19 protein-coding genes are annotated in these 23,734 nt (G+C 33.3%); 1 reads left to right on the forward strand and 18 read right to left on the reverse strand.

Annotated features, from left to right (window positions below; translation table 11 throughout):
* Positions 1–164: 164 nt before the first annotated feature.
* The 17 genes from trxB to fakB1 all read right to left on the reverse strand — a co-directional run bounded on the left by trxB (position 165) and on the right by fakB1 (position 21,685).
* Positions 165–1,106 (reverse strand): thioredoxin-disulfide reductase, encoded by a 942-nt coding sequence (gene trxB, locus AC1RRU_RS05045; RefSeq protein WP_016930986.1) that lies wholly within the window; start codon positions 1,104–1,106, stop codon positions 165–167.
* A 63-nt stretch (positions 1,107–1,169) separates the two neighbouring features.
* Positions 1,170–2,609, reverse strand: coding sequence for a tetratricopeptide repeat protein (locus AC1RRU_RS05050; protein ID WP_016930985.1), 1,440 nt, complete (start codon positions 2,607–2,609; stop codon positions 1,170–1,172).
* Positions 2,610–2,625: 16 nt separating this feature from the next.
* A complete protein-coding gene (locus tag AC1RRU_RS05055; RefSeq protein WP_016930984.1) occupies positions 2,626–3,105 on the reverse strand; it encodes an acyltransferase in 480 nt (159 codons plus the stop codon).
* Positions 3,102–3,950, reverse strand: coding sequence for a prolipoprotein diacylglyceryl transferase (gene lgt / locus AC1RRU_RS05060; protein WP_016930983.1), 849 nt, complete (start codon positions 3,948–3,950; stop codon positions 3,102–3,104). The genes AC1RRU_RS05055 and lgt overlap by 4 nt, the downstream gene beginning before the upstream one ends.
* 3 nt (positions 3,951–3,953) lie before the next feature.
* The gene (gene hprK, locus AC1RRU_RS05065; RefSeq protein WP_011276393.1) at positions 3,954–4,889 is read right to left on the reverse strand and encodes an HPr(Ser) kinase/phosphatase; all 936 of its coding nucleotides are present in this window, start codon (positions 4,887–4,889) and stop codon (positions 3,954–3,956) included.
* A gap of 336 nt (positions 4,890–5,225) precedes the next feature.
* Positions 5,226–8,060: an excinuclease ABC subunit UvrA gene (gene uvrA, locus AC1RRU_RS05070; RefSeq protein ID WP_493196461.1), complete on the reverse strand. Its 2,835-nt coding sequence runs from the start codon at positions 8,058–8,060 to the stop codon at positions 5,226–5,228.
* Between the two features lie 7 nt (positions 8,061–8,067).
* Positions 8,068–10,053, reverse strand: a complete 1,986-nt coding sequence (gene uvrB / locus AC1RRU_RS05075) for an excinuclease ABC subunit UvrB (RefSeq protein ID WP_016930981.1) — start codon at positions 10,051–10,053, stop codon at positions 8,068–8,070.
* A 450-nt stretch (positions 10,054–10,503) separates the two neighbouring features.
* The gene (locus tag AC1RRU_RS05080; protein ID WP_011276396.1) at positions 10,504–10,731 is read right to left on the reverse strand and encodes a CsbA family protein; all 228 of its coding nucleotides are present in this window, start codon (positions 10,729–10,731) and stop codon (positions 10,504–10,506) included.
* Between the two features lie 5 nt (positions 10,732–10,736).
* On the reverse strand, positions 10,737–11,378 hold the full coding sequence (locus tag AC1RRU_RS05085) for a YfbR-like 5'-deoxynucleotidase (protein ID WP_016930980.1): 642 nt from the start codon (positions 11,376–11,378) through the stop codon (positions 10,737–10,739).
* Positions 11,379–11,584: 206 nt separating this feature from the next.
* Positions 11,585–12,403: an oxidoreductase gene (locus AC1RRU_RS05090; protein WP_016930979.1), complete on the reverse strand. Its 819-nt coding sequence runs from the start codon at positions 12,401–12,403 to the stop codon at positions 11,585–11,587.
* Between the two features lie 400 nt (positions 12,404–12,803).
* Positions 12,804–13,661: a COG3942 and LysM peptidoglycan-binding domain-containing protein gene (locus tag AC1RRU_RS05095; protein ID WP_029376648.1), complete on the reverse strand. Its 858-nt coding sequence runs from the start codon at positions 13,659–13,661 to the stop codon at positions 12,804–12,806.
* A 260-nt stretch (positions 13,662–13,921) separates the two neighbouring features.
* Positions 13,922–15,038, reverse strand: a protein-coding gene (gene prfB / locus AC1RRU_RS05100; RefSeq protein WP_100208218.1) for a peptide chain release factor 2 whose coding sequence is annotated in 2 segments (ribosomal slippage) — positions 13,922–14,965 and positions 14,967–15,038 — 1,116 coding nt in all. Because the reading frame shifts where the segments join, the coding sequence is not laid out codon by codon here.
* Between the two features lie 103 nt (positions 15,039–15,141).
* A complete protein-coding gene (secA, locus tag AC1RRU_RS05105; RefSeq protein WP_493196462.1) occupies positions 15,142–17,679 on the reverse strand; it encodes a preprotein translocase subunit SecA in 2,538 nt (845 codons plus the stop codon).
* A 430-nt stretch (positions 17,680–18,109) separates the two neighbouring features.
* Positions 18,110–18,688 carry a ribosome hibernation-promoting factor, HPF/YfiA family gene (gene hpf / locus AC1RRU_RS05110; RefSeq protein ID WP_016930975.1) on the reverse strand — a complete coding sequence of 193 codons (579 nt, stop codon included), beginning with the start codon at positions 18,686–18,688 and terminating at the stop codon, positions 18,110–18,112.
* Between the two features lie 61 nt (positions 18,689–18,749).
* Positions 18,750–19,424: a ComF family protein gene (locus AC1RRU_RS05115; RefSeq protein ID WP_016930974.1), complete on the reverse strand. Its 675-nt coding sequence runs from the start codon at positions 19,422–19,424 to the stop codon at positions 18,750–18,752.
* Positions 19,417–20,673 carry a DEAD/DEAH box helicase family protein gene (locus AC1RRU_RS05120; protein WP_016930973.1) on the reverse strand — a complete coding sequence of 419 codons (1,257 nt, stop codon included), beginning with the start codon at positions 20,671–20,673 and terminating at the stop codon, positions 19,417–19,419. The genes AC1RRU_RS05115 and AC1RRU_RS05120 overlap by 8 nt, the downstream gene beginning before the upstream one ends.
* A gap of 145 nt (positions 20,674–20,818) precedes the next feature.
* The gene (fakB1, locus tag AC1RRU_RS05125) at positions 20,819–21,685 is read right to left on the reverse strand and encodes a fatty acid kinase binding subunit FakB1 (RefSeq protein ID WP_016930972.1); all 867 of its coding nucleotides are present in this window, start codon (positions 21,683–21,685) and stop codon (positions 20,819–20,821) included.
* Between the two features lie 143 nt (positions 21,686–21,828).
* Between fakB1 and AC1RRU_RS05130 the strand changes: the two genes are divergently transcribed.
* Positions 21,829–22,470, forward strand: coding sequence for a YigZ family protein (locus AC1RRU_RS05130; RefSeq protein WP_011276405.1), 642 nt, complete (start codon positions 21,829–21,831; stop codon positions 22,468–22,470).
* 60 nt (positions 22,471–22,530) lie between these two features.
* Here the strand turns inward: AC1RRU_RS05130 and AC1RRU_RS05135 are convergent, their stop codons facing one another.
* A complete protein-coding gene (locus AC1RRU_RS05135) occupies positions 22,531–23,616 on the reverse strand; it encodes a glycosyltransferase family 4 protein (protein WP_011276406.1) in 1,086 nt (361 codons plus the stop codon).
* Positions 23,617–23,734 lie beyond the last annotated feature (118 nt).

Genomic DNA, 23,734 nt, shown 5'->3' on the forward strand with positions numbered 1-23,734 from the left:
CATACGTTTTAGAATATCGTTAATTTACTTTCATAATATCATATGAGCTACTTATCGTAACTATTATTGCGATATCTGAATCTAATATTGAATTAAATAAAAAAGGCTAGAATTCATGCTTTAATCACTATATGATGTGACTGCATGCTCTAGCCTAATCTTATTTATGCTTCTTGCTTATCTTTTAATTCTTCAATGTAATCAATAGCACTTTGTGCTGCTATACTACCATCACCCGTAGCTGTTACAATTTGACGTAAACCTTTATCTCTAACATCACCAGCCGCAAATATACCTGGCACTTTCGTACTCATATTATCTTCAGTTACAATATAGCCCATATCATTCGTAATTCCTAGATTCACAAATGGTGCTGTTAATGGTTTCATACCAATGTAGATGAACACCCCATCTGCATCTAAAGTTTGTTCAGAGGCATCTTTGGTAGAAACAAGTGTTACAGAACCTACTTTTCCATCTTTTTCATTAATCGATTTTAAAGTATGACTCCATATAAAATCGATTTTGTCATTTTTAAACGCACGATCTTGCAAGATTTTTTGTGCTCTTAATTCATCTCTTCTGTGTACAATTGTAACTTTATCTGCGAATTTAGTTAGGAATGCACCTTCTTCAACGGCAGAATCCCCGCCACCTATTACAAATAAGTTTTTATTTTTGAAGAATGCACCATCACATACTGCACAATAACTTACACCGCGTCCACCTAGTTCTTGTTCACCAGGGACACCAATTTTTTTATATTCAGCACCAGTTGAAATAATTACCGCACGAGCTGTTATCTCTTTATTGCCTAAATTAATTTCTTTATAGTCACCTTTATCTTCAATTGATTTAATATCTCCATATTGATATTCAGCACCGAATTTTTTAGCGTGTTCGAACATTTTAGTTGATAAATCTGGACCAGTAATCATTTCGAATCCTGGGAAGTTCTCTACTTCCTCTGTATTTGCCATTTGTCCACCAGGCATGCCTCGTTCAATCATTACTGTGCTTAAATTTGCACGTGATGCATAAACTGCTGCAGTCATACCGGCTGGTCCAGCACCGATAATTGCAACATCATAATTTATTTCAGTCATTTTTATGCCTCCTACGTTTTTAATATCATGCGCATTATATATTAATATTTGAAATCTTTAAATTTATATGCTCAACAATTGATCAATTGCGTTATCTAACTTATAACGTGATATATTAAACAATTCCATAATTTTCTTTTTAGTCATATGGCTATGATAATAACGATGATATAGATAAGCATGTGCAGCTACATATCTGTCAACTTCACTAAAATCAACGTCGTTCGCAATTAACCCTTCACCTTTATCAATCCAACTTATAAATAATTCCGTATCTTTCTGTATGTCGTCCATTTCATATAAACTCACTAAACCTTTGTGAATGAAATCTAATTTATTTAAATGCAGTCCCTGTACTAAATAAGTAAGGTAAAGTTTTTCATAGTCATTCATTGTTTCTAAAATAGACCAAATCTCTTGAGTCATTAATATTTCTTTACCATTTAATTGATTTAATAAAAACACACCATAAAGTCTATAATGGCTATCATCATCTAATAACAGTGGTAATATTTTTTGATCAAATGTTTGTTTACTCTCTTCAAGTACCCAAGGTGCGTAGCCCACATCAACTTTAGAAATTTGCAGTAACTTCTCCCAAAATACTTTACTCTGTTCTTTATTTCCGAGGTAATAATAATTAAAGCTCAATGCATTAAACATTTGAATTGAGGCAAACTTACCTTTTTTATAAAGTGGTAATAATATTTGTTGAGATGCATCGTACTGTTTTAAATAGCTTAGTACTATGCCTAATTTAAAACTTTCATCATCATTCATTGGTACTACTTTACTTAATATTTTAAGATATTTGTGATACTTATCTTTTTCATTCGTATTGTAAAGTAGCAATGTATAGTGACATAGTGCATGTACATCTGAATTATCTTCAGCCAATAACGCTTCAAACATATCTTTAGCAATTTCATATTCACTTAAATACAAATAGCACATTGCTAATAAGTTGCGAATGACTCTATGTTCTTGAATTTTCTCATCTTGATTCAAAATATATTTACGTGCATCTTGTAATCTTCCTTGAGAAAATAAATATTGGAATAGTAATTGCGTTGAGAAAAGTTGTGCTTCAAGTTGAATTTTATCTTCACTCATATAAGACACTTCGAATGTTTTTTCTAATTCTTCTCGAAAGTCAGTATCATCAGTTAAAATCACATAATTAATACCAAACAAGAAGGCCTTGTTTGGCTCATTAAGGTCAATGTTTAATTGACTAAGTTGATAGAAACTGTCGGCAACATGATTACCTTCAATAATGCTGTCATAAAACAAATGCTCAGCTCGTCTACCTAAATTAAGTTTATTTAAGCAATAAGCATACTTTAATTTAATATCAAAATCTTGTGGTGACAAATCAAGCACTTTTTTATAGTATTCTACTGCCTTATTAAAATCTTGCATTCTATATTTTTGATCAGCCATTTTACGATAAAATGGTTCATCAAATTTCATCGAGATAATTTTGTCATTGTTTTGCGCCATTCTTTGTCACCTCTCTTTATTTATGATGTATTTGCATAGGATTGCCATATGCAATGGCATAATCTGGTATATCTTTTGATACAACTGTTCCAGCTTTAACGACTACATGATTACCAATATGTACACCTGGTAGAATGGTCGAATTTGCACCAATTAATGTATGGTCACCAATGTACACTGGGCCATAGCGATATTCATCCACTAATACTTCGTGCGTTAATATTGTTGTATTATAACCAATTACAGAATTATTGCCAATTGTAATGAGTTGCGGATAAAAGATGTCAAGCATTACTTTATAGGCAATAGCAGTATGTTGTCCAATGGTCATGTTCAATAGATTAATATATATCCAACGTTTCCATTTTAAATTTGGTATAAAACGACATAATTCAATAAGCAATGTATTGGTAAATACTTTGGGAAAACGTACTAAACTATAAATCCGCCATAGCGGATTAATCTTATGATGGTCTTCTTTAGTTAACCGTCTCATGATTTCACTTTCGCCTTAGAGCTATTCCAAGTTAACGGACCTGCTTCTTTGTACAATGGTGGCTGGTATTTAATGCGACGATAAATTAAAATAACCAAACCAATTATGATTAAAATAACTGATACCAATTGCGCTACTCTAATATGACTTGTTAGCATTAAACTATCCGTTCTTAACCCCTCTACAAAGAAACGTCCAATTGAATACCATATTAAATACAGTGTGAATGTTTCACCTACGCGAAGATGCTTTCTAATTGTAATTAATATGATGAATCCCAATATATCCCATATAGATTCATATAAGAATGTTGGATGGTAGTATATCCCTTCAATATACATATTACGAATAATAAACTCTGGAATATGTAAATTTTCTAAAAAGGTTCTTGAGACTGGACCCCCATGAGCTTCATGATTCATAAAGTTACCCCAACGTCCAATACCTTGAGCTAAAATAATGCTTGGTGCCACAATGTCACCAATTTGAAATGGATTTAAATTTTTAATTTTACATACAATAATACCAGTGATAAATCCACCTAAAAGACCACCATGTATTGCAATACCGCCATGCCATATCATTGGAATTTCAAAAGGGTTTTGGGCGTAATATGGCCATTGAAAAATCACGAAATAAATACGTGCAGTGATAAACCCAAAGATGGCACTGTAAAAGATGACGTCAACAAGCGTATCTTTATGTAAACCAACATATTTCAAGCTTTCTTGAGCTATGAAATAACCAATAAGGATTCCTACCGCAATAATGATACCGTACCATTTTATTGAAAGTGGACCTATGCTAAATGCAGTAGGATCAATATAATTCAGATTAAAAAGCATGTTCTAGTTCTCCTTGCTTTGATGACCTTTTTTTAAGATTTCTTCATTTAAACGTTGATTAAATTCTTCAGCTGTATTAATCCCCATTATATTTAAACGATAATTCATCGCTGCGACTTCTATAATGACTGCAACATTTCGTCCTGGTCTTACAGGAATTGTTTTTTTAGTGATTTCTGTATCAAGAATTTGTAATGTTTCTTCATTCAATCCAACTCGGTCATACAGTTTATCTTTATCCCAATTTTCAAGGTTAATGTTAAGACGAATTTGTTTTTGTGTGAGGATTGACCCCGCTCCAAATAATGTCATGACATTGATGATACCGAGACCCCTAATTTCTAGTAAGTGCTCAATTAATTTAGGTGGTGTCCCTATTAATTCATCTTTAGTTATTTCACGAATTTCTACGTTATCATCAGCTACGAGTCGATGACCTCGTTTCACTAATTCAAGTGCAGTCTCACTCTTACCTATACCAGAATCTCCAGTGATTAACACACCCACACCATAAACATCGACTAACACACCATGTAATGATGTTGTCTTAGCTAATTCATGTTCAAGGAAGGTCGTTAATCGACTCATTAAACTTGTAGTTGCATCCTTTGATACGATGAGTGGTGTATCCATTTCTTGAGCGGCATCAATCAGCTCTTGCGGAGGTTCTAATCCTCTTGTCACAATAATTGCAGGTGTTTCAGGACGACATAATTTTCTCATACGTCCATGACGTTCCTCGTCTGGTAACAAATTATAAAACGATAATTCTGTAGTACCTAGTAATTGAATTCGGTCTGCAGCATAGTGTGAAAAATATCCAGCCATTTCTAGACCTGGTCTAGAAATATCCGTATTTTTAATAGGTTTATGTAATCCTTTTTCACCTGTAAACAATTCTAATTTAAGTAATTTGACTAATTTCTCTGTCGTTAACATGAGTTCACCTCAAAATTTTCACTTGAATTCATTCACCTATTATCATATCAAAAATAAAGACAAGATTAATATAAAAAAGAAGAAATCCTAATATATTTGTTTCATATACACCTTAGATTGCTTTTAAATGATTAAGGGAACAACATATAGTTTGTATTGGATTACTTAACCTCACTTATTGAATTTCTTATTACAATTCCCTTTGTTGAGTTTGATGTTTAGTTATTAAAAAAACTGAGAAAAGCTCGATATGAGCGTCTTCTCAGTTAAGTCAATTAATGCGAGATATCTATGACCCCTTAAATTACTATTAATTTCCATAATCTATAATTTAATTTATTCTACTTTATCTCGTTCAAGTACCGTTTTTAAATATTTACCTGTGTATGATGATTCAACATTTGCAATCTCTTCTGGTGTACCAGTAGCTACTAGTGTACCACCACCATCGCCACCTTCAGGTCCTAGATCAATAATATGATCTGCTGTTTTAATGACATCTAGATTATGTTCAATAATCACAACTGTGTCACCGTTTTCGACTAGACGATTAAGCACTTTTAGCAAACGACTAATATCATCGACGTGCAAACCGGTTGTAGGTTCATCAAGAATATAGATGGAACGACCAGTTGAACGTTTATGCAATTCAGATGCTAATTTAACACGTTGTGCTTCTCCTCCTGATAGTGTTGTAGCTTGTTGTCCAAGCGTGATGTAACCTAAACCAACATCTACAAGTGTTTGTAATTTACGATGTATTTTAGGAATGTTTTCAAAGAAATACGTTGCTTCTTCCACTGTCATTTCGAGCACTTCAGCAATATTCTTACCTTTATAAGTAACTTCTAATGTTTCACGGTTATAGCGTTTTCCATCACAAACTTCGCATGGAACATACACATCAGGTAAAAAGTGCATTTCAATTTTAATAATGCCATCACCTTTACAAGCTTCACAACGCCCACCTTTAACATTAAAGCTAAAGCGTCCTTTTTGATAACCACGAATTTTCGCTTCATTAGTTTGAGCAAATACATCACGTATATCATCAAATACGCCAGTATAAGTGGCTGGATTAGAACGTGGCGTTCTACCGATAGGAGATTGGTCAATTTCAATAATTTTATCTAATTGATCAATACCTTCAATACTGTCAAAGGCGCCCGGTTTAACTTTAGATTTATTTATTTTTTGAGCTAATGATTTATATAATACTTCATTAACTAGTGAACTTTTACCTGAACCAGACACACCTGTTACAACTGTCATTACAGACAATGGAATATCTACATCTACACCTTTTAAGTTATTACTTCGTGCACCTTTGATACTAATTTTGCGATCAGTTACTTCTCGACGATGTTCAGGAACGTCGATACGTTTCTTACCGCTTAAATATTGTCCTGTTAAAGATTTCTTATCTTTCATGACTTTACTTGGTGTGCCACTAGAGACGATTTCACCACCATGATTACCTGCACCAGGACCGACATCTACGAGATAATCAGCTGCTCGCATAGTGTCATCATCATGTTCAACAACAATAAGTGTATTGCCCAAATCTCGCATTTCTTTTAATGTACTTATCAGACGATCATTATCACGTTGGTGTAAACCAATAGAGGGTTCGTCAAGCACATAAAGTACCCCTGTTAAGCGTGAACCGATTTGTGTCGCTAATCGAATACGTTGTGCTTCACCACCAGAAAGAGTGCCTGACGCACGATTAAGTGTTAAATATTCTAATCCAACATTATTTAGAAATGACAATCTTGAAATGATTTCTTTTAAAATTTGATTTGCAATAGCTCTATCTTGTTCTGAAAGCTCAATATTTTCATAGTAATTTAATGCATTCTTGATAGAATATTCGACAACTTCTCCAATATTATATCCACCAACGTAAACAGATAGCGCTTCTTTACTTAAACGTTTACCGTGACAAGTTTCGCAAGGCAGTTCAGTCATGTATTTACTCATTACTTCACGTGTATATTCCGATGGTGATTCATGATAACGACGGTCAATGTTGGCAACAACACCCTCGAATTTCATTCTTCTATGACGTGTCCTACCGTTACGACTGTGGAAAGAGAAATCAATTTCTTTATCACCTGAACCATTCATTAATATGTTTTTCTGTCTATCAGTCAACTTTTTATATGGCTTATCCATATTAATTTTATATACTTCGCATACGCGTTTTAATAAAGTTGGGTAAAAATCAGAGCTCGTAGGTTCCCATGGTTCAATCGCACCTTCATTTAGAGTCTTATTAGGGTCTGGAACTACCAAATCAAGATCGACTGTTAATCTTTGGCCTAAACCATCACAAGTTGGACAAGCACCAAACGGGCTATTGAAACTAAACATTCTAGGTTCTAATTCACCAATAGAGAACCCGCAAATTGGACAAGCGTGATTCTCAGAAAATTTAAGGTCCTCTCCATCAATTACATCGACAGTAATATTGCCATCAGCTAATTCTAAACCTGTCTCAATTGAATCTGCTAAACGTGTTTCAATACCATCTTTAACTACCAAACGGTCTACGACTACCTCGATAGTATGGTTTTTATTTTTATCTAATTCAGGAACCTCATTGACATCGACAATATCGCCGTCAACTCTAAGACGTACATAGCCTTTTTTACCAATATCTGCGATAAGTTTCTCATGACTACCTTTTCTATGAGAAACAACTGGCGCTAAAATTTGAATTTTAGTGCGTTCTTCAAGTTCTAAAATGCGATCAACCATTTGTTGCACAGTTTGAGATTCAATTTCAATATTATGATTAGGACAATATGGCTTGCCTATTCGTGCGTATAACAAACGAATATAATCATAAATCTCCGTTACCGTTGCTACTGTTGAGCGGGGATTTTTACTTGTCGTCTTTTGGTCAATTGAAATAGCTGGTGATAATCCCTCTATCGTATCGACATCTGGTTTATCCATTTGCCCCAAAAATTGACGCGCATATGCACTTAATGATTCTACATAACGTCTTTGCCCTTCAGCATAAATCGTATCAAATGCTAAAGACGATTTACCTGACCCAGATAACCCTGTCATAACAATTAATTTATTTTTTGGAAGTTCAATGTCTACGTCTTTTAAGTTATGTGCACGTGCACCCTTTACTATAATACTTGGTCCCTTCATTTAACTGTCACCCTTCTGCTTTTAATTCAAATAACATATCTCTTAATTCTGTTGCTTTTTCAAAGTCTAAATCTTTAGCTGCTTTTTTCATTTCTTTTTCTATATTTTCAATTGTTTTTTGTCTTTCTTTTTTGGTCATTTTCTTAGGTAATTCGGTTTGTTGTTTTTCATTTGTTTCATCATTATCAACCGTAGCACTAATAACATCATGAATTTTCTTATTAATTGTTTTAGGTGTGATTCCATATTTTTCATTATGTGCCATTTGTATATCACGACGTCTTTGTGTTTCATCAAGCGCATACTGCATCGAATCGGTAATTTTATCGGCATACATAATCACTTCACCTTTCTCATTTCGTGCAGCACGACCTATCGTTTGAATTAATGAGCGATTTGAGCGTAAGAAGCCTTCTTTGTCTGCATCTAAAATAACAACTAATGAAACTTCCGGTATATCAATTCCCTCTCTTAATAGATTGATACCCACAACTACATCATACGTACCCATTCTTAAGTCACGAATAATTTCAATACGTTCTAACGTTTTAATCTCTGAGTGTAAATAATTAACTTTAATACCCGCTTCTTTCATGTAAGTCGTTAAGTCTTCACTCATTTTTTTAGTTAACGTTGTGACTAAGACACGTTCATCTCTATCAATACGTTCTTGAATTTCACTAAGTAAATCATCAATTTGATTTTTAGTTGGTCGAACATCAATTTTAGGATCTAAAAGACCAGTAGGACGGATAATTTGTTCAATCATTTCATCGGTATGTTCAATCTCATAAGGTCCTGGTGTAGCTGATACATATACCAATTGATTCGTTTTTTGTTCAAACTCCTCAAATTTTAATGGTCGGTTATCCATCGCACTAGGTAATCGGAAACCATGATCTACTAGCACTTGCTTACGCGCACGGTCACCATTAAACATCCCTCTTATTTGTGGCAATGTAACGTGAGACTCATCGATCATTACTAACCAGTCATCACCGAAATAATCTAGTAACGTATAAGGTGTTGAACCTAAAGGTCTTAACGTTAGATGTACAGAATAGTTCTCGATACCCGAACAGAATCCCATTTCTCTCATCATTTCTAAATCATAATTCGTTCGTTGCTCTAGACGTTGTGCTTCTAATAGCTTATTCTCATCTTTTAATTCTTTTAATCTCTCTTCTAATTCCTTCTCAATACGTTCTATGGCAACTTTCATTTTTTCTTCACGTGTTACGAAGTGAGACGCCGGGAAAATCGCGAAATGTTCACGTTCGCGAATGACTTCTCCCGTTAAATAATTAACTTCTCGAATTCGATCAATTTCATCGCCAAAAAATTCAACACGAATACACATTTCTTCACGTGAAGCTGGGAAAATTTCCACCACGTCGCCACGTACTCTAAATGTACCACGTTGGAAATCAATATCATTTCTAGAATATTGTACGTCTACGAGTTTACGAAGCAGTTCACTTCGATCCATTTCCATACCAACTCGAACACTTACTACTAAATCTTTATATTCTTCCGGATTACCTAAACCATAGATACAGCTGACACTGGCTATGATAATGACATCATCACGTTCAAATAATGCACTTGTGGCAGAATGTCGTAGTTGGTCAATTTCGTCATTAATTGAGGCATCTTTCTCAATAAACGTGTCTGTAGAAGGTACATAGGCTTCTGGTTGATAGTAATCATAATAACTAACAAAGTATTCTACTCTATTTTCAGGAAAAAATTCCTTAAACTCACTATAAAGTTGTCCCGCTAATGTTTTATTGTGTGCAATGATGAGCGTTGGTTTCCCCACTTCTTTAATAACATTACTCATTGTAAATGTCTTACCTGTCCCAGTGGCTCCTAAAAGCGTTTGATGACGCTTTCCTTCTTTAACACCTTTGACTATTTTCTCTATTGCTTGTGGTTGGTCCCCTTGTGGATCAAACTCAGAATTCAATTTAAACGGGTAATGTTCCACCATTCTGATAAGCCCTCCTCGAATTAAGCATTCTTAACTATTTTTTAAAACTATGGTGTAAATAAATGATGTACGAATCTTTAACAATGATTTGTTTAAATTTATATCTTTATTCTTAATAAAAATTCTACTGAAATAGCTTAAACGACCTTATTAAGTGAAATTCATAAATTCATTCACTTTATAATTTTCTATTATTTGTAAACTACGCTCACTTAAGACTATTTTATCAAACATATAAATAAAAATACAAACGTTTGTTCGCTTACGTTTGTATTTTCAAAAACATTTATTCTTATTTTATATTCCACTAATGCGTGTGATTTATTCATATATAATTTAATGACGCCCGCTCTTAAATACACTTTAAATTTTCACTTCCATTTGGACAAATTGTGCATTTACACTATAAACCAACTTACAGTAACATTCAAAAGTTCTGTTTAATAATGTTTAGTCTTGATGCTTATGAAATTCAAGGTTATCTATGATGACATATCCAGCTAATAAGGATACTACATCGATAAAGATTATCCATTCATTGTGAAAGAACCCTTTGTAAATTGAAGCAGCTATCAAAATTAATGTCACAATAACACCAACCCATTTACTTCGAGTTATGACACTAAACAACACGACTAATACACATGGAAAAAATGCAGCTAAAGCGTACCAAATCATTTATCTCACCTACTTCTTCGATTTAAAATCGCCATAGTAGTTTCTCGCAATTCTGCTCGAGGAATGAAGTTTTCAGTTAGCATTTCAGGTATGACATTTTCTATGAAATCTTGAACAGAACTTAAGTGATCAAATTGCATGATTGTTTCCAAGCTGTGTTCATAAATTTCAAAGAATAAGTCCTCGGGATTACGTTTCTGTATTTCACCGAACGTTTCATACAATAAATCAATTTTGTCGGCTACGGATAAAATTTGACCCTCTAACGAATCATCTTTCCCCTCTTGTAGTCGTTCTCGATAAATATCTTTATAAGGTTCAGGTATTTCTTCATTAATAAACGTGTCCACCATATCTTGTTCAACTTGAGAAAACAACATTTTCAATTCAGTTTTAGCGTACTTCACTGGTGTTTTAATATCACCAGTAAACACTTCTGCAAAATCATGATTTAGTGCTTTTTCATATAAACTTTTCCAATCAATAGTATTACCATGATGTTCTTCTACAGTCGCTAAATATTGTGCAATCTTAGTAACTTTAAAAGAGTGAGCAGCAACATTATGTTCAAAATATTTAAATTTACCTGGTAAGCGAATTAATTTCTCTAAATCAGAAAGTCTCTTAAAGTATTGATGAACACCCATTTTACCTTACCTCCATACTCTATTAAATAAAGATTATACTTACATTTATTATATCAATCAACATTTCAATGAGAAGTGTCAATTCTTTATACATTGTAAATGTTGAAAAAGTATAAAAAATAAGACCCTCAGCATAGTTTCACACTTAAATGAACTATCGAGGTGTCTTATGTATACAATTTGTCGAATGATTATATTACGATTCGTTAAATTGAATTTGAAGCTTTCATCATTTTATCGAATACTTTGGTTGGCAATATAGCATGTAAAAACACAAGAGGTTTAGCTGCAAATCCTATTAGATAACGTGGTTTAGGTTTATTACTATCTATGGCTTTTGAAATCGCTTTTGTGACTACCATTGGATTTGAAAGCAAATTAGAATGATATTGCTTCTTCATACTTTGAGCCACTTTCATCGCAGTAGCTTCATAGGCACCGCCTTTTGCAGAATCAGCTAATTTATCTGCAGCGATGATACCCCAATCTGTTTTAATCCCACCTGGTTCAATAATAGATACTTCTATCCCGAATTCCTCTACTTCCATTCGTAAAGCATCGCTAAAAGCTTCTAATGCATATTTCGTAGCATGATACCAAGCGCCAAAATAAGTTGTAAGTCGTCCACCCATAGATGAAATATTAATGATATGTCCTGATTGTTGTGCTCTCATATGTGGTAAAACGAGCTGTGTAATACGTGCTAAACCAAATATATTTACTTCAAATTGCTGTTTCGCTTCTTCAATTGTGACATCTTCGATTGCACCATATGAACCATAACCAGCATTATTAACGAGTACATCAATTCTTCCTTCGTTTGCGATAATTGTATCGATTGCCGTTTTGATTGAAGCTTCATTTGTTAAATCTAGTTTTAATGGGTTCACCTGTTTTATATTTTCAAGGCTTTCTATCCTACGACCAGCGCCATAAACTATATTTCCCTGTGCTGCTAAATATTCTGCTGTTTTATAACCAATACCACTCGTTGCTCCTGTAATTAAAATGACTTTTCCCAACATTAATTCCACCTTATTATTCTATTTTGAAAACACAATTATGCGTAAAAAGCGCAAAACTATTATTAAATATTCGTTTACATCGAGCTTACTCCAATACATAACAATTATTTCATTTTTCTTTTGTTACCCAATATATACTAGTTACATAGAAATGTATTGTGATAAGTACTTTAATTAAAGATTAGATTATATTCCTAAAATGTACACAAAGCGGTTACTAACTATTTATATACAATAAAACACGCCCTTGCTCTAACTATGTCTCGCTAATTCGTTTAATCTTCCTATAAATTTCTATAAAACGGCATACCGTATAAAAAAGAGTTCAATAACTATGCTAAATTGCATAGCCATTGAACTCTGACATCTGAATATATTAAAAATAATGTCTATAAATTTGTTAGTGAATAAAATTATAGCTTGAAGTGTTTGTAATTGTTCTGTTTGTAACATGGTTATAATGACCATTCCAGTTCATTTCTGAAACATATACTGATCCATCTTGATTAACATGTTCCACGACACCTACATGACCATAATAACCAGCAGTTGTTTGGAAAATAGCACCTACTTCTGGGCGATTATCTACTGTTAATCCGGCATTTTTTGCTGAGTATGCCCAGTTATTGGCGTTACCCCAATAACTACCAATTGAGCGTCCTAATTGTTGTCGACGATCAAATGCATAGTATGTACAATTTCCGAAACTATAACGATTACCTTGATTGGCAGTTGTAACATGTTGATACGATACTGGTGTATTCACTGGTGAATGGTATGAATCGTGCGTAGTAGTTGTAGGTGCACTTGTAGGTACAATATTGTAACCAGTCACATTTGTTGTGCTAGCACTTACCGATTGAGCTACCACATCTGATTGATTAAATGCTATTGTTTCTGCATAAGTTTGTGCATAATTGATCTCTTTATTTTCTAATTTTGCTGCACCTTTTTCACTTACTGCAATTAAGTCACCTGGATGAATTAATGCAGTTACACCTGGATTAAAGTTATATAATTGTTCAAGTGATAAGTGATGTGATAACGCAATTTGGTATAATGTATCGCCAGCTTTAACTTTAACGATATCTTTATTTGTTAATCCTAGATTTGTTTCTTGCTCCACTTGACTATTATTATTATTTGATTGTTGTGAAGTTGAAGGTGTTGAATTTGTATGTTCTTGTGCATTAGCTAAACCACTTAAACCTGCTAAAGCTGCAATAGAAGTCAATGTTACTGTAAGAGTCTTATTAATCATGTTGTCATTCCTTTGTTGTTTTATATTATTATTCTTTTATACTGTAGCACAACATATTTTGTAGAAGTTCAATGTTATCGGCTTGTAATATAAAGGTTAAAAAGGACTTAAATAACATTTGAAATTGTATACTCTAGTAATAAAAAACATTTCAATTTACATCTACTTAGCTATTATTTAGATTTTCAAAAAAATAAGGAGTAAGATAAAGAATTCAAAACGCACTCTATCTCACTCCTATTTTCAATTCTATTACATTAATTGTCACTTTGATTCATTGTATATCTTAGATAAGATTCAATGAATGGTCCAATCTCCCCATCCATGACTGCATCAACTTTACCAGTCTCTTCATTTGTTCGATGATCTTTTACCATTGAATAAGGATGGAAAACATATGAACGAATTTGGCTTCCCCAACCAATTTCTTTTTGTTCACCACGTATTTCAGCCATTTCACGTTCTTGCTCTTCTAATTTTAATTGGTATAATTTGGCTTTTAACATTTTCATCGCTGCTTCACGGTTTTTAATTTGTGAACGTTCATTTTGGTTATTAACTACGATGCCTGTTGGATGGTGCGTAATTCGAATTGCAGATTCTGTTTTATTTATATGCTGACCTCCAGCACCTGATGCTCTAAATGTATCTACTGTAATATCGTCAGGATTAATTTCTATTTCAATTTCATCATTATTAAATTCCGGAATGACATCACATGAAGCAAATGACGTGTGACGGCGCCCAGATGAATCAAATGGAGAAATTCTAACTAGTCTATGAACACCTTTTTCGGCTTTTAAATAACCATACGCATTATGCCCTTTAATTAACAATGTGACACTTTTGACGCCCGCTTCATCACCTGGTAAATAATCAACAGTTTCAACTTTGAACCCTTGTTGTTCACCATAACGTTGGTACATACGTAGTAACATACTAGCCCAGTCTTGTGATTCAGTACCTCCAGCACCCGGATGTAATTCTAAAATTGCATTATTCGCATCATGAGGACCATCTAATAATAATTGCAATTCAAACTGATCAACTTTCTCTTTGAAGTCGAGAACATTTTGTTCTAAATCACTCTTTACATCATCATCTAACTCTTCTTGTAATAATTCCCAAGTTGCCGTCATATCCTCAACTTCTTCTTCTAATTCATGATAACCATTTACAACTGATTTTAATGCATTATTTTTATCAATAACCTCTTGTGCTTTATTCTGATCATCCCAAAAGTCAGGTTCAGTCATCATTTCTTCATATTCTTGAATATTTGTCTCTTTATTTTCTAAGTCAAAGAGACCCCCTAATTTGTGCTAGGTTGTTACGATATTCATCTATATTTCGCTTAATTTCAGATAATTCCATATTTATCTCTCCTATTCTTACCTAATTCATATTTGATTGGATATGTAAAAAGTAGGAGCGTGAATTCTATTTCACAACTCCCACTTATTATTGAACATAAAACCTATTCTTCTTTTCCATGGCAATTTTTATATTTCTTGCCACTACCACATGGACATGGGTCATTACGACCAACTTTGTCGCCTTTAACAATAGGTTGCTTTTTAGCTTTTTCTTTGCCATCTTCAGCAGAGACATGTTGAGCTGTTCCAAAGTCAGTTGTTTTCTCTCTTTCTATATCTTCATCAACTTGAATTACAGATTTAAGGATGAATTTAGATGTATCTTCCTCAATATTTTGCATCATCATATCAAATAACTCATGACCTTCATTTTGATAATCACGAAGTGGATTTTGTTGTGCATATGAACGTAAATGGATACCTTGACGTAATTGATCCATAGTATCAATATGATCTGTCCAGTGAGTATCTATAGAGCGTAGTAATATCATACGCTCAAATTCAGCCATTTGGTCACCAATTTTGGCTTTTTGACTTTCATATACTTTTTCAATTTTAGACCAAACTACTTCGAAGATGTCTTCAGAATCTTTACCCTTAATTTCTTCTTCTTTAAGATCGCCTTCTTGTAAAAAGACATCATTAACGTAATTTATAAACGGAGCGTAGTCAGGATTGTCATCTTCTTCACTTATATGATAGGTCACACCACGTTGTAATGTAGAACGTAACATTGCATTAACTAATTGTGAACTATCCTCTGAATCAATAATATTGTTTCTTTCATTGTAGATAATTTCACGTTGTTTACGTAATACTTCATCGTATTCAAGTATACGTTTACGTGCATCAAAGTTATTACCTTCAACACGTTTTTGAGCAGATTCAACAGCGCGTGATACCATTTTTGATTCAATAGGAGTTGAATCATCCATGCCTAAACGATTCATCATTTTTTGAAGTCTTTCAGAACCGAAACGAACCATTAATTCATCTTGAAGTGATAAATAGAAACGACTATCCCCTCTATCACCTTGACGACCAGAACGACCACGTAATTGGTCATCTATACGTCTAGATTCATGTCGTTCAGTACCAATAACTGCTAAACCGCCAATTTCTTCTACACCTTCACCTAATTTAATATCAGTACCACGACCAGCCATGTTTGTCGCTATTGTCACAGCACCTTTTTGTCCTGCATTTGCAACAATTTCCGCTTCACGCTCATGGTTTTTAGCGTTTAATACATCGTGTCTAATACCACGCTTTTTAAGTAAATTAGAGATATATTCACTTGTTTCAACCGCAACAGTACCTAAAAGAACGGGTTGACCTTGTTTATGTTTTTCGACTACGTCTTCAACGACTGCATCAAATTTACCTTTTTGACTAATGTAAATTAAATCAGATTTATCATCACGTTGAACAGGTTTATTCGTAGGAATTTGTGTAACCGTCATATTATAAATATTACGGAATTCTTCTTCCTCTGTTTTTGCAGTACCAGTCATACCAGCTAATTTATTATACATACGGAAATAGTTTTGGAAAGTAATGGATGCCATTGTTTTCGATTCATTTTGAATTTTAACGCCCTCTTTAGCTTCTATCGCTTGGTGAAGCCCTTCAGAGAAACGACGACCAGGCATTGTACGTCCAGTAAATTGGTCAACAATGAGTACTTCTCCATCAACAACCATGTAGTCCACGTCACGTTGTAATGTTACGTGTGCTTTTAATGCTGTATTAATGTGACTAATAACTTCCACATTCTGTACATCATATAAATTTTCAATTTTAAACATACGTTCAGCTTTGTCTGCACCTTGTTCAGTTAAATGAACTGCTTTTGTCTTTTCATCATATTTATAATCATCTTCAGCTTTTAACATTTTGGCGAATACATTCGCTTGTGTATATAACGACGTAGATTTTTCTGCTTCACCAGAGATAATTAAAGGCGTTCTAGCTTCATCAATTAAAATAGAGTCCACCTCATCGATGATCGCAAAATGTAATGGTCTCATTACACGCTCTTCAGCATAGTTCACCATATTATCTCTTAAATAATCAAATCCTAATTCATTATTCGTACTATAAGTAATATCTTGAGCATAGGCTTCACGTTTTTCATTCGTTGATTTACTATTTAAATTTAATCCTACAGTTAGGCCTAAGAATTCATATAACTCTGCCATTTCTTCACTTTGAACACTAGATAAGTATTCGTTAACGGTGATTACGTGCACACCACGTCCTGCAAGCGCATTTAAATACGTAGGCATAGTCGCTGTTAAAGTTTTGCCTTCACCAGTTCTCATTTCAGCGATATCACCTTTATGAATGGCGATACCACCCATTACTTGTACTTTATAAGGTGTCATATTAAAGACACGTTTTGACCCTTCTCTTACTAAAGCATATGCTTGAGGTAAGATTTTATCTAGATAGTCATTTTGTTTTTTTACATCTTCAATTTCTTGTACTTCTTGTTGAAATTGCTTCGTCTTATTTTTAATTTCTTCATCAGTTAAGATAGCCATATCTTCCTCTAATGAAAGTACTTCATCGGCTATTTTACTTAGACGTTTAGTTTCTTTTTTATTGCCGTCAACAATTTTTGATAAAAATCCCATTACGTCCGCTCCTTTAGCTTAAAAACTGTTTGGCTTACAACAATTTATCATATCATTTATACTTTAGAATTTATACTTAAATACTCATATAAGTGCGACGCTTAATTGTGCGCAACTTAAATAACTTACTTCCTTTTTCCCCTAATTTAAATCGCTAAGCCTAATTTATGATTTAAATATCCAATTACTTCATTACATTAGCACAGCATGATATTAGCGTCCACGAATTACTATAGTATAAGTTACAAAAAAGAGTGGAACAGAATTCATTTTGAATTCATCGTCCCACCCTTATAAGAATAACTATAACTGAGTATATTTGATTATTATTACCTTCTCAGCTTAGTTATATCTGCAAATTGTCATTATGAACTTAACACCATAAATATATTTCAAAATTGATTTAAATTAATAACTTACTATTAATCAATTATTCAGTCGTTTCAATTAATCCATATTTACCGTCTTTACGTTTATAAACAATACTTGTACCATCTGTTTCACGATCAGTGAAGATATAGAAATCATGCCCTAATAATTCCATTTGTAATACTGCTTCTTCAGAATCCATTGGTTTTAAGCTAAATTGTTTAGAACGGATAATCTCAATTTCACTATCATTTGTTGGTTCAGCATTAACGTCATCAACAGTTTCTGGCGGTGCTTCTTGTACTTCAGCTACAAATGCTTCTGGTTCTCCATGCGTTTTATGCTTACGATTAACACGTGTTTTATATTTACGTACTTGACGTTCTAATTTGCTAGTAACTAAGTCAATACCTGCATATAAATCATCATGTCTTTCTTCTGCTCTTAATGTAACATTCTTCAATGGAATTGTTACTTCGATTTTAGTTGTAGAATTTTGATACGTTTTTACTTTTACGTGTGCGACTGCATTAGGCACATCGTTAAAATAACGTTCAAGTTTACCAATTTTGTCCTCAATATAGTTGCGGATGGCATCTGTAATAGTGAGGTTATCTCCATGAATTTCAAATCTAATCATAGCTATCTCTCCTTTAACCTCTTATGTTGGTAATTCTTACTATTATAATACCACATTTAACCTATCTTGAAAACGTAAACACTTTGAATTTTCTGACATTTTTATCGTATAATTTACACCCTGCATGATGAATTGTTAATCCCGTTGTATAAATATCATCAACGAGTAATATTTCTTTATCAGTTAAATCCACATCTTCTTTAATATAAAAAGGGTTCATAGCTTTTGCTCGCTCTACTTTCCCAAGTTTTGACTGTTTGGGACGCAATTCAGTTGCCAATAGGTTCGAATATTGAACCCCCATTTTTTCTAATACTGTTGCGACTGGGTTAAATGTTCTTTGAGTGTCTCGTTCAATTGGAGATGGAATTGGTACAATCAGATCATAAGATGTTTTTGGTAAGTTGAGTTGTGAGGCTATAACCTCAGCTAAATAATAATCTTTCATTAGTTTGTATTGCTGTATCATTTCTTTCATAATACCGGAATATTGGTAGTCACAATAAAGCTGTTCCATTAGTTTAAAATTTTTAGCTAAAAATTGACAATCCAAGCACTCATTTTCTTTGATATCCCGATAATTTAAGCACTTAGGACAACGTTGGTCATTCTTAATTAATTTCACACTATCCCACATTTCTAGACATGATGAACACATACGTTTAGGTACTCGATAAAAGTTAAAAACATCAAGCGGTTCATATATTGGTAATCCACATTGTATACATTTAACCAATTACCCACCCACGTTCTATACCTAATCGATTCATTTTTTTTATTTCTCTTTTAGCTTGTATCATAGCTATACTCACACCTTCATGCATAAATATCACTTTTCCTGTAGGTGCTCCTTGTTTACGACCAACCCGCCCCGCAATTTGAATAAGTGCAGCCTTTTCAAAAGTATGTGCATTGATGACAATGACATCTAATTGTGCCATTGTGAAACCTCTTTCTAAAATTGTTGTCGTAAAAACGATAGCATGTTCACCGTTTCGAAGTGCTTGAACTTTGCTAAATCGTAGTGCATCTTTGCTTGAAACATAGATTAAATCTGAAAAGTGGTAACGATAATGTTGGTACGTCTCTACCATCAATTCAATATTGTTAAAGAATACTAGTGTGTAACGTTTTTCTGTAATTTGATTCATTAAAATTCTTTTCAATTTAAGTTGTATATGCTTAACGTTTAATTTGAAATATGTGAAATTGGGGACTGGTAGTGGATGTTTATGAAAACGCGCAGGTAATGTAATGATTTGCTCAGAAGACAAACGATTCAACAGCTCTTTCGGAGGTGTTGCCGTCATAAATATGTGGCTATGTTTTTGTTTTGATGATAACCGAATTGCCTCCATAAGCCGAGGATCCATTGATAAAGGAAAAGCATCAACTTCGTCGATAAATATAACATCAAAGTGAGATTTAAATCTAAACAATTGATGAACGGTTGCAACGATGAAGTGACCATTATATTGTTGTTGGCTACTTTGGTGTAATACATCTATGTCTTCTGAAATGAATGCTTCTTTAATGCGCAAACTAATTTCTACTACAACATCTACTCTTGGGGATACTATGGCTACATTAAACCCAAGTTGGCGCGCTACTCGTATACCTTCATACATCATTTCAGTCTTACCCGCACCAGTAACCGCATATAATAATAATGGGTGAAGCGTTTTAATTGCTTGTACAATTGCCTCTGAAGCATATTGTTGTTGTTCTGATAATTGAAAGAGTAAGTCGTAATGTCCTTCAGAAATAGTATTCTCACTTTGTGTAATCTTAAATTCTGTAATATTGTCCATGCGCCCTAATTGTATACAATACCTACAATAAATTATACGTTCTTCTGAAAAAGGTGTTTCATATTCATACATATAACGTTTATCTGTATTGCCACATTGAAGACATTGATAACCATCATCTGTAGCGATAATACCAGGTGTAACTTGAGTAACTGTCTCATCACTTAACGTCACATCTGGACTTACTAACTTTCCGTAAAATTTTATTACGAATCACTCCTTATAAAATAAAAAAGCCTAAAAGATGTTAAAAAAGTATTGAAACACTATATGCTAAACAATACTTTCTTTAACACTTTTAGACTTTAATTATCAACAATTAATTAATTTCGATTTTTCTTGGGAAATATCCTAAACCTAATCCGCCTGAACCAAGGTGAGATGCAATAACTGGTCCAAATTCTGAATACTGAATATTGATGTTTGGATAAGTTTCTTTTAAATGGTTATAAAAGTCTTTACCTTCATCAATTTTATCACCATTAATTACAAAAACGGTCACTTCATCAATGTCTTTAATAATTTCAAAGATATTCTCTTCTAATGTATTAAATGCACGTTTTTTAGTACGTACCTTTTCAAAAGGATGAATTTTGCCATCTTTTTCGAAACGAAGTACAGGTTTCATTTTTAATAATGTTCCAACCCATGCTTGAGCACCAGTTATACGTCCGCTTTTTTGTAAATTCTTAAGATCATCAACAATTAAGTAAGCGCCAGCTTGTTCTCGGATTTCTTTTAATTCTTCAATAATTACTTCTGGTGTAAATCCTTTGTCAATGAGTTCTTTAGCATAGATTGTATAACTTCCTTCAATCATCGCTGCCAATTTACTATCAAACGTATGAACATTGACACCCTCTACCATTTCTCCAGCTTGTGTAGCTGATTGATAGCTGCCACTTATACCACTTGATAAAGCAATCACAATAATATCAGTGTAACCTTTATCTCTTAACTTCTCATAGTTCTCAATCCATTCCCCAATAGCCGGTTGACTTGTTGTTGGGAATGTTTTAGATGAGGCCATTTTATTATAAAAACGTTCAATTGGTACATTATCATTCTCAGTAAACGTTTCTCCATCATCAAATGCAACACTTAATGGTGCAATAGGTATCTCATATTGGTCCATAAAGTCTTGCGGTAGATACCCAGTTGAATCTGCCATTAATGCGATTTTCATAGTAGTCCTCCTCAATTATACTCAAAGCTATTATAAATTATTTTGATTGAAAAAGAAATTCATAATCAGATATTTATTCATTTAAAATGAAGCGTGTATAATAAAGGTCAAATATCCTTTTTATTTACTGGAGGTGAACAACTTTGAGCAATGATATTATTACGATTAAACAGGAACATTCGATTGAAAATGTCATTAATAAATCTAGATTCATCGCACATATCAAACCTGTTTCATCAGAGGATGAAGCTAAAGCATTCATAAACGAAATTAAGCAACAACATAAAGAGGCTACGCACAATTGTTCAGCATATACAGTTGGTGATCAAATGAATATTCAGAAAGCCAATGATGATGGTGAACCAAGTGGCACAGCGGGTGTCCCTATGCTTGAAATATTAAAAAAATTAGACGTACATAATGTTTGTGTCGTTGTTACTCGATACTTTGGGGGTATTAAACTTGGCGGTGGCGGACTTATACGGGCATATAGTGGTGCTGTTAGAGACGTCATTTATGATATAGGACGTGTAGAACTGCGTGATGCTATTCCTACTACCGTGACTATCAATTATGATTTAACTGGAAAGTTAGAATATGAATTGGCCTCTACAACGTACTTTCTAAGAGATACCACTTATACCGATAAGGTTAGTTATCAAATTGATGTCGTACAAACTGAATATGATGACTTTATTGCATTTTTAAATAAGAACACAGCTGGTAATTTCGAATTGCATGAAGCGGACGTAAAGAAATTACCTTTTGATATACCCACTAATTAATAAAAAACCTTGTTTGTATAACACTACCTAATCATTTAAGTAGTTATTACAAACAAGGCTTTATTTTTTATCATGTTGATCAACACCATTATCACCGTGATGTTGTTCATTCTTTTTTGTTATTAAATTAAGTATCGGACGGTAACTATCATCAATCAAACCTGTAAATTCAACAATCAATTCAATTGTGATAACAATTAAAATGAACATTAGGAGTACACCTAAAGGTTGAGATAAGTATAAAATGATACTTGATAAACTAAATAAAATCGCTATTGAATAAATTAATAATACTGTTTGTCTATGGCTATATCCTAAAGCTAAAAGTTTATGATGCAAATGCGATTTGTCTGCTTGCATAATATGCTGACCATTTCGCATTCTTCGAATCATTGCAAATAACGTATCAATAAATGGTACAGCTAAAATCACAATTGGGAAAAACAATGAAATAAATGTAATGTTCTTAAAACCAAGTAAGGATAGAAAACCAATGATAAATCCTATCAGTAGCGCTCCGCTATCCCCTAAAAAGATCTTAGCCGGGTGAAAGTTGAAACATAGAAATCCTAATAATGATCCTATTAGTACACTACAAATCATGATAATAAATACATTAGCTTGTAAAATCGCAATAAAAGCAATTGTAATTAGACCAATTGCAGATACTCCAGAAGCCAGTCCGTCTAAACCATCAATTAAATTGATAGCATTAGTTATCGCCACAATCCAAATAATGGTAATCGGTATACTTAATATTCCAAAATGAATTGTCGGGCCCATAGGAAACGAAATAAAATCTATTGTAATTCCATAAAATGCTACGATTGAAGCTGCGACAATTTGACCAATCAACTTTAAAATAGGCTTCAAATCATAAATATCATCAATTAGTCCTACTAAATACATAACTATAGCCCCCATAACTAAGGGCTTAACTTCTCTTTCAATCGGATGTCCAAGCCAGATTCCTATTAAGAAAGAAAGTAGTATAACAGTACCACCCAATACTGAAACTGGTTTTGTATGTACTTTTCTAAAATTTGGCCTATCTACTAAATCAAATTTAATAGAGACCTTTATAATCATAGGTGTTAATATTAAACTGATTACCAATGTTACAGCAATAAGTAGTAAAGTATACATCAGTTCACCTTCAATAAATCTCTTTTAATTTTACATATTTGCGAGTTATCTATTCATTCTATTTAAACAATTTTCAAATCATTTTTGTATTGGACTATAGTTGTAAATTACTAACTAT

The organism is Staphylococcus sp. GW821-FHT11H10, from assembly GCF_058807855.1.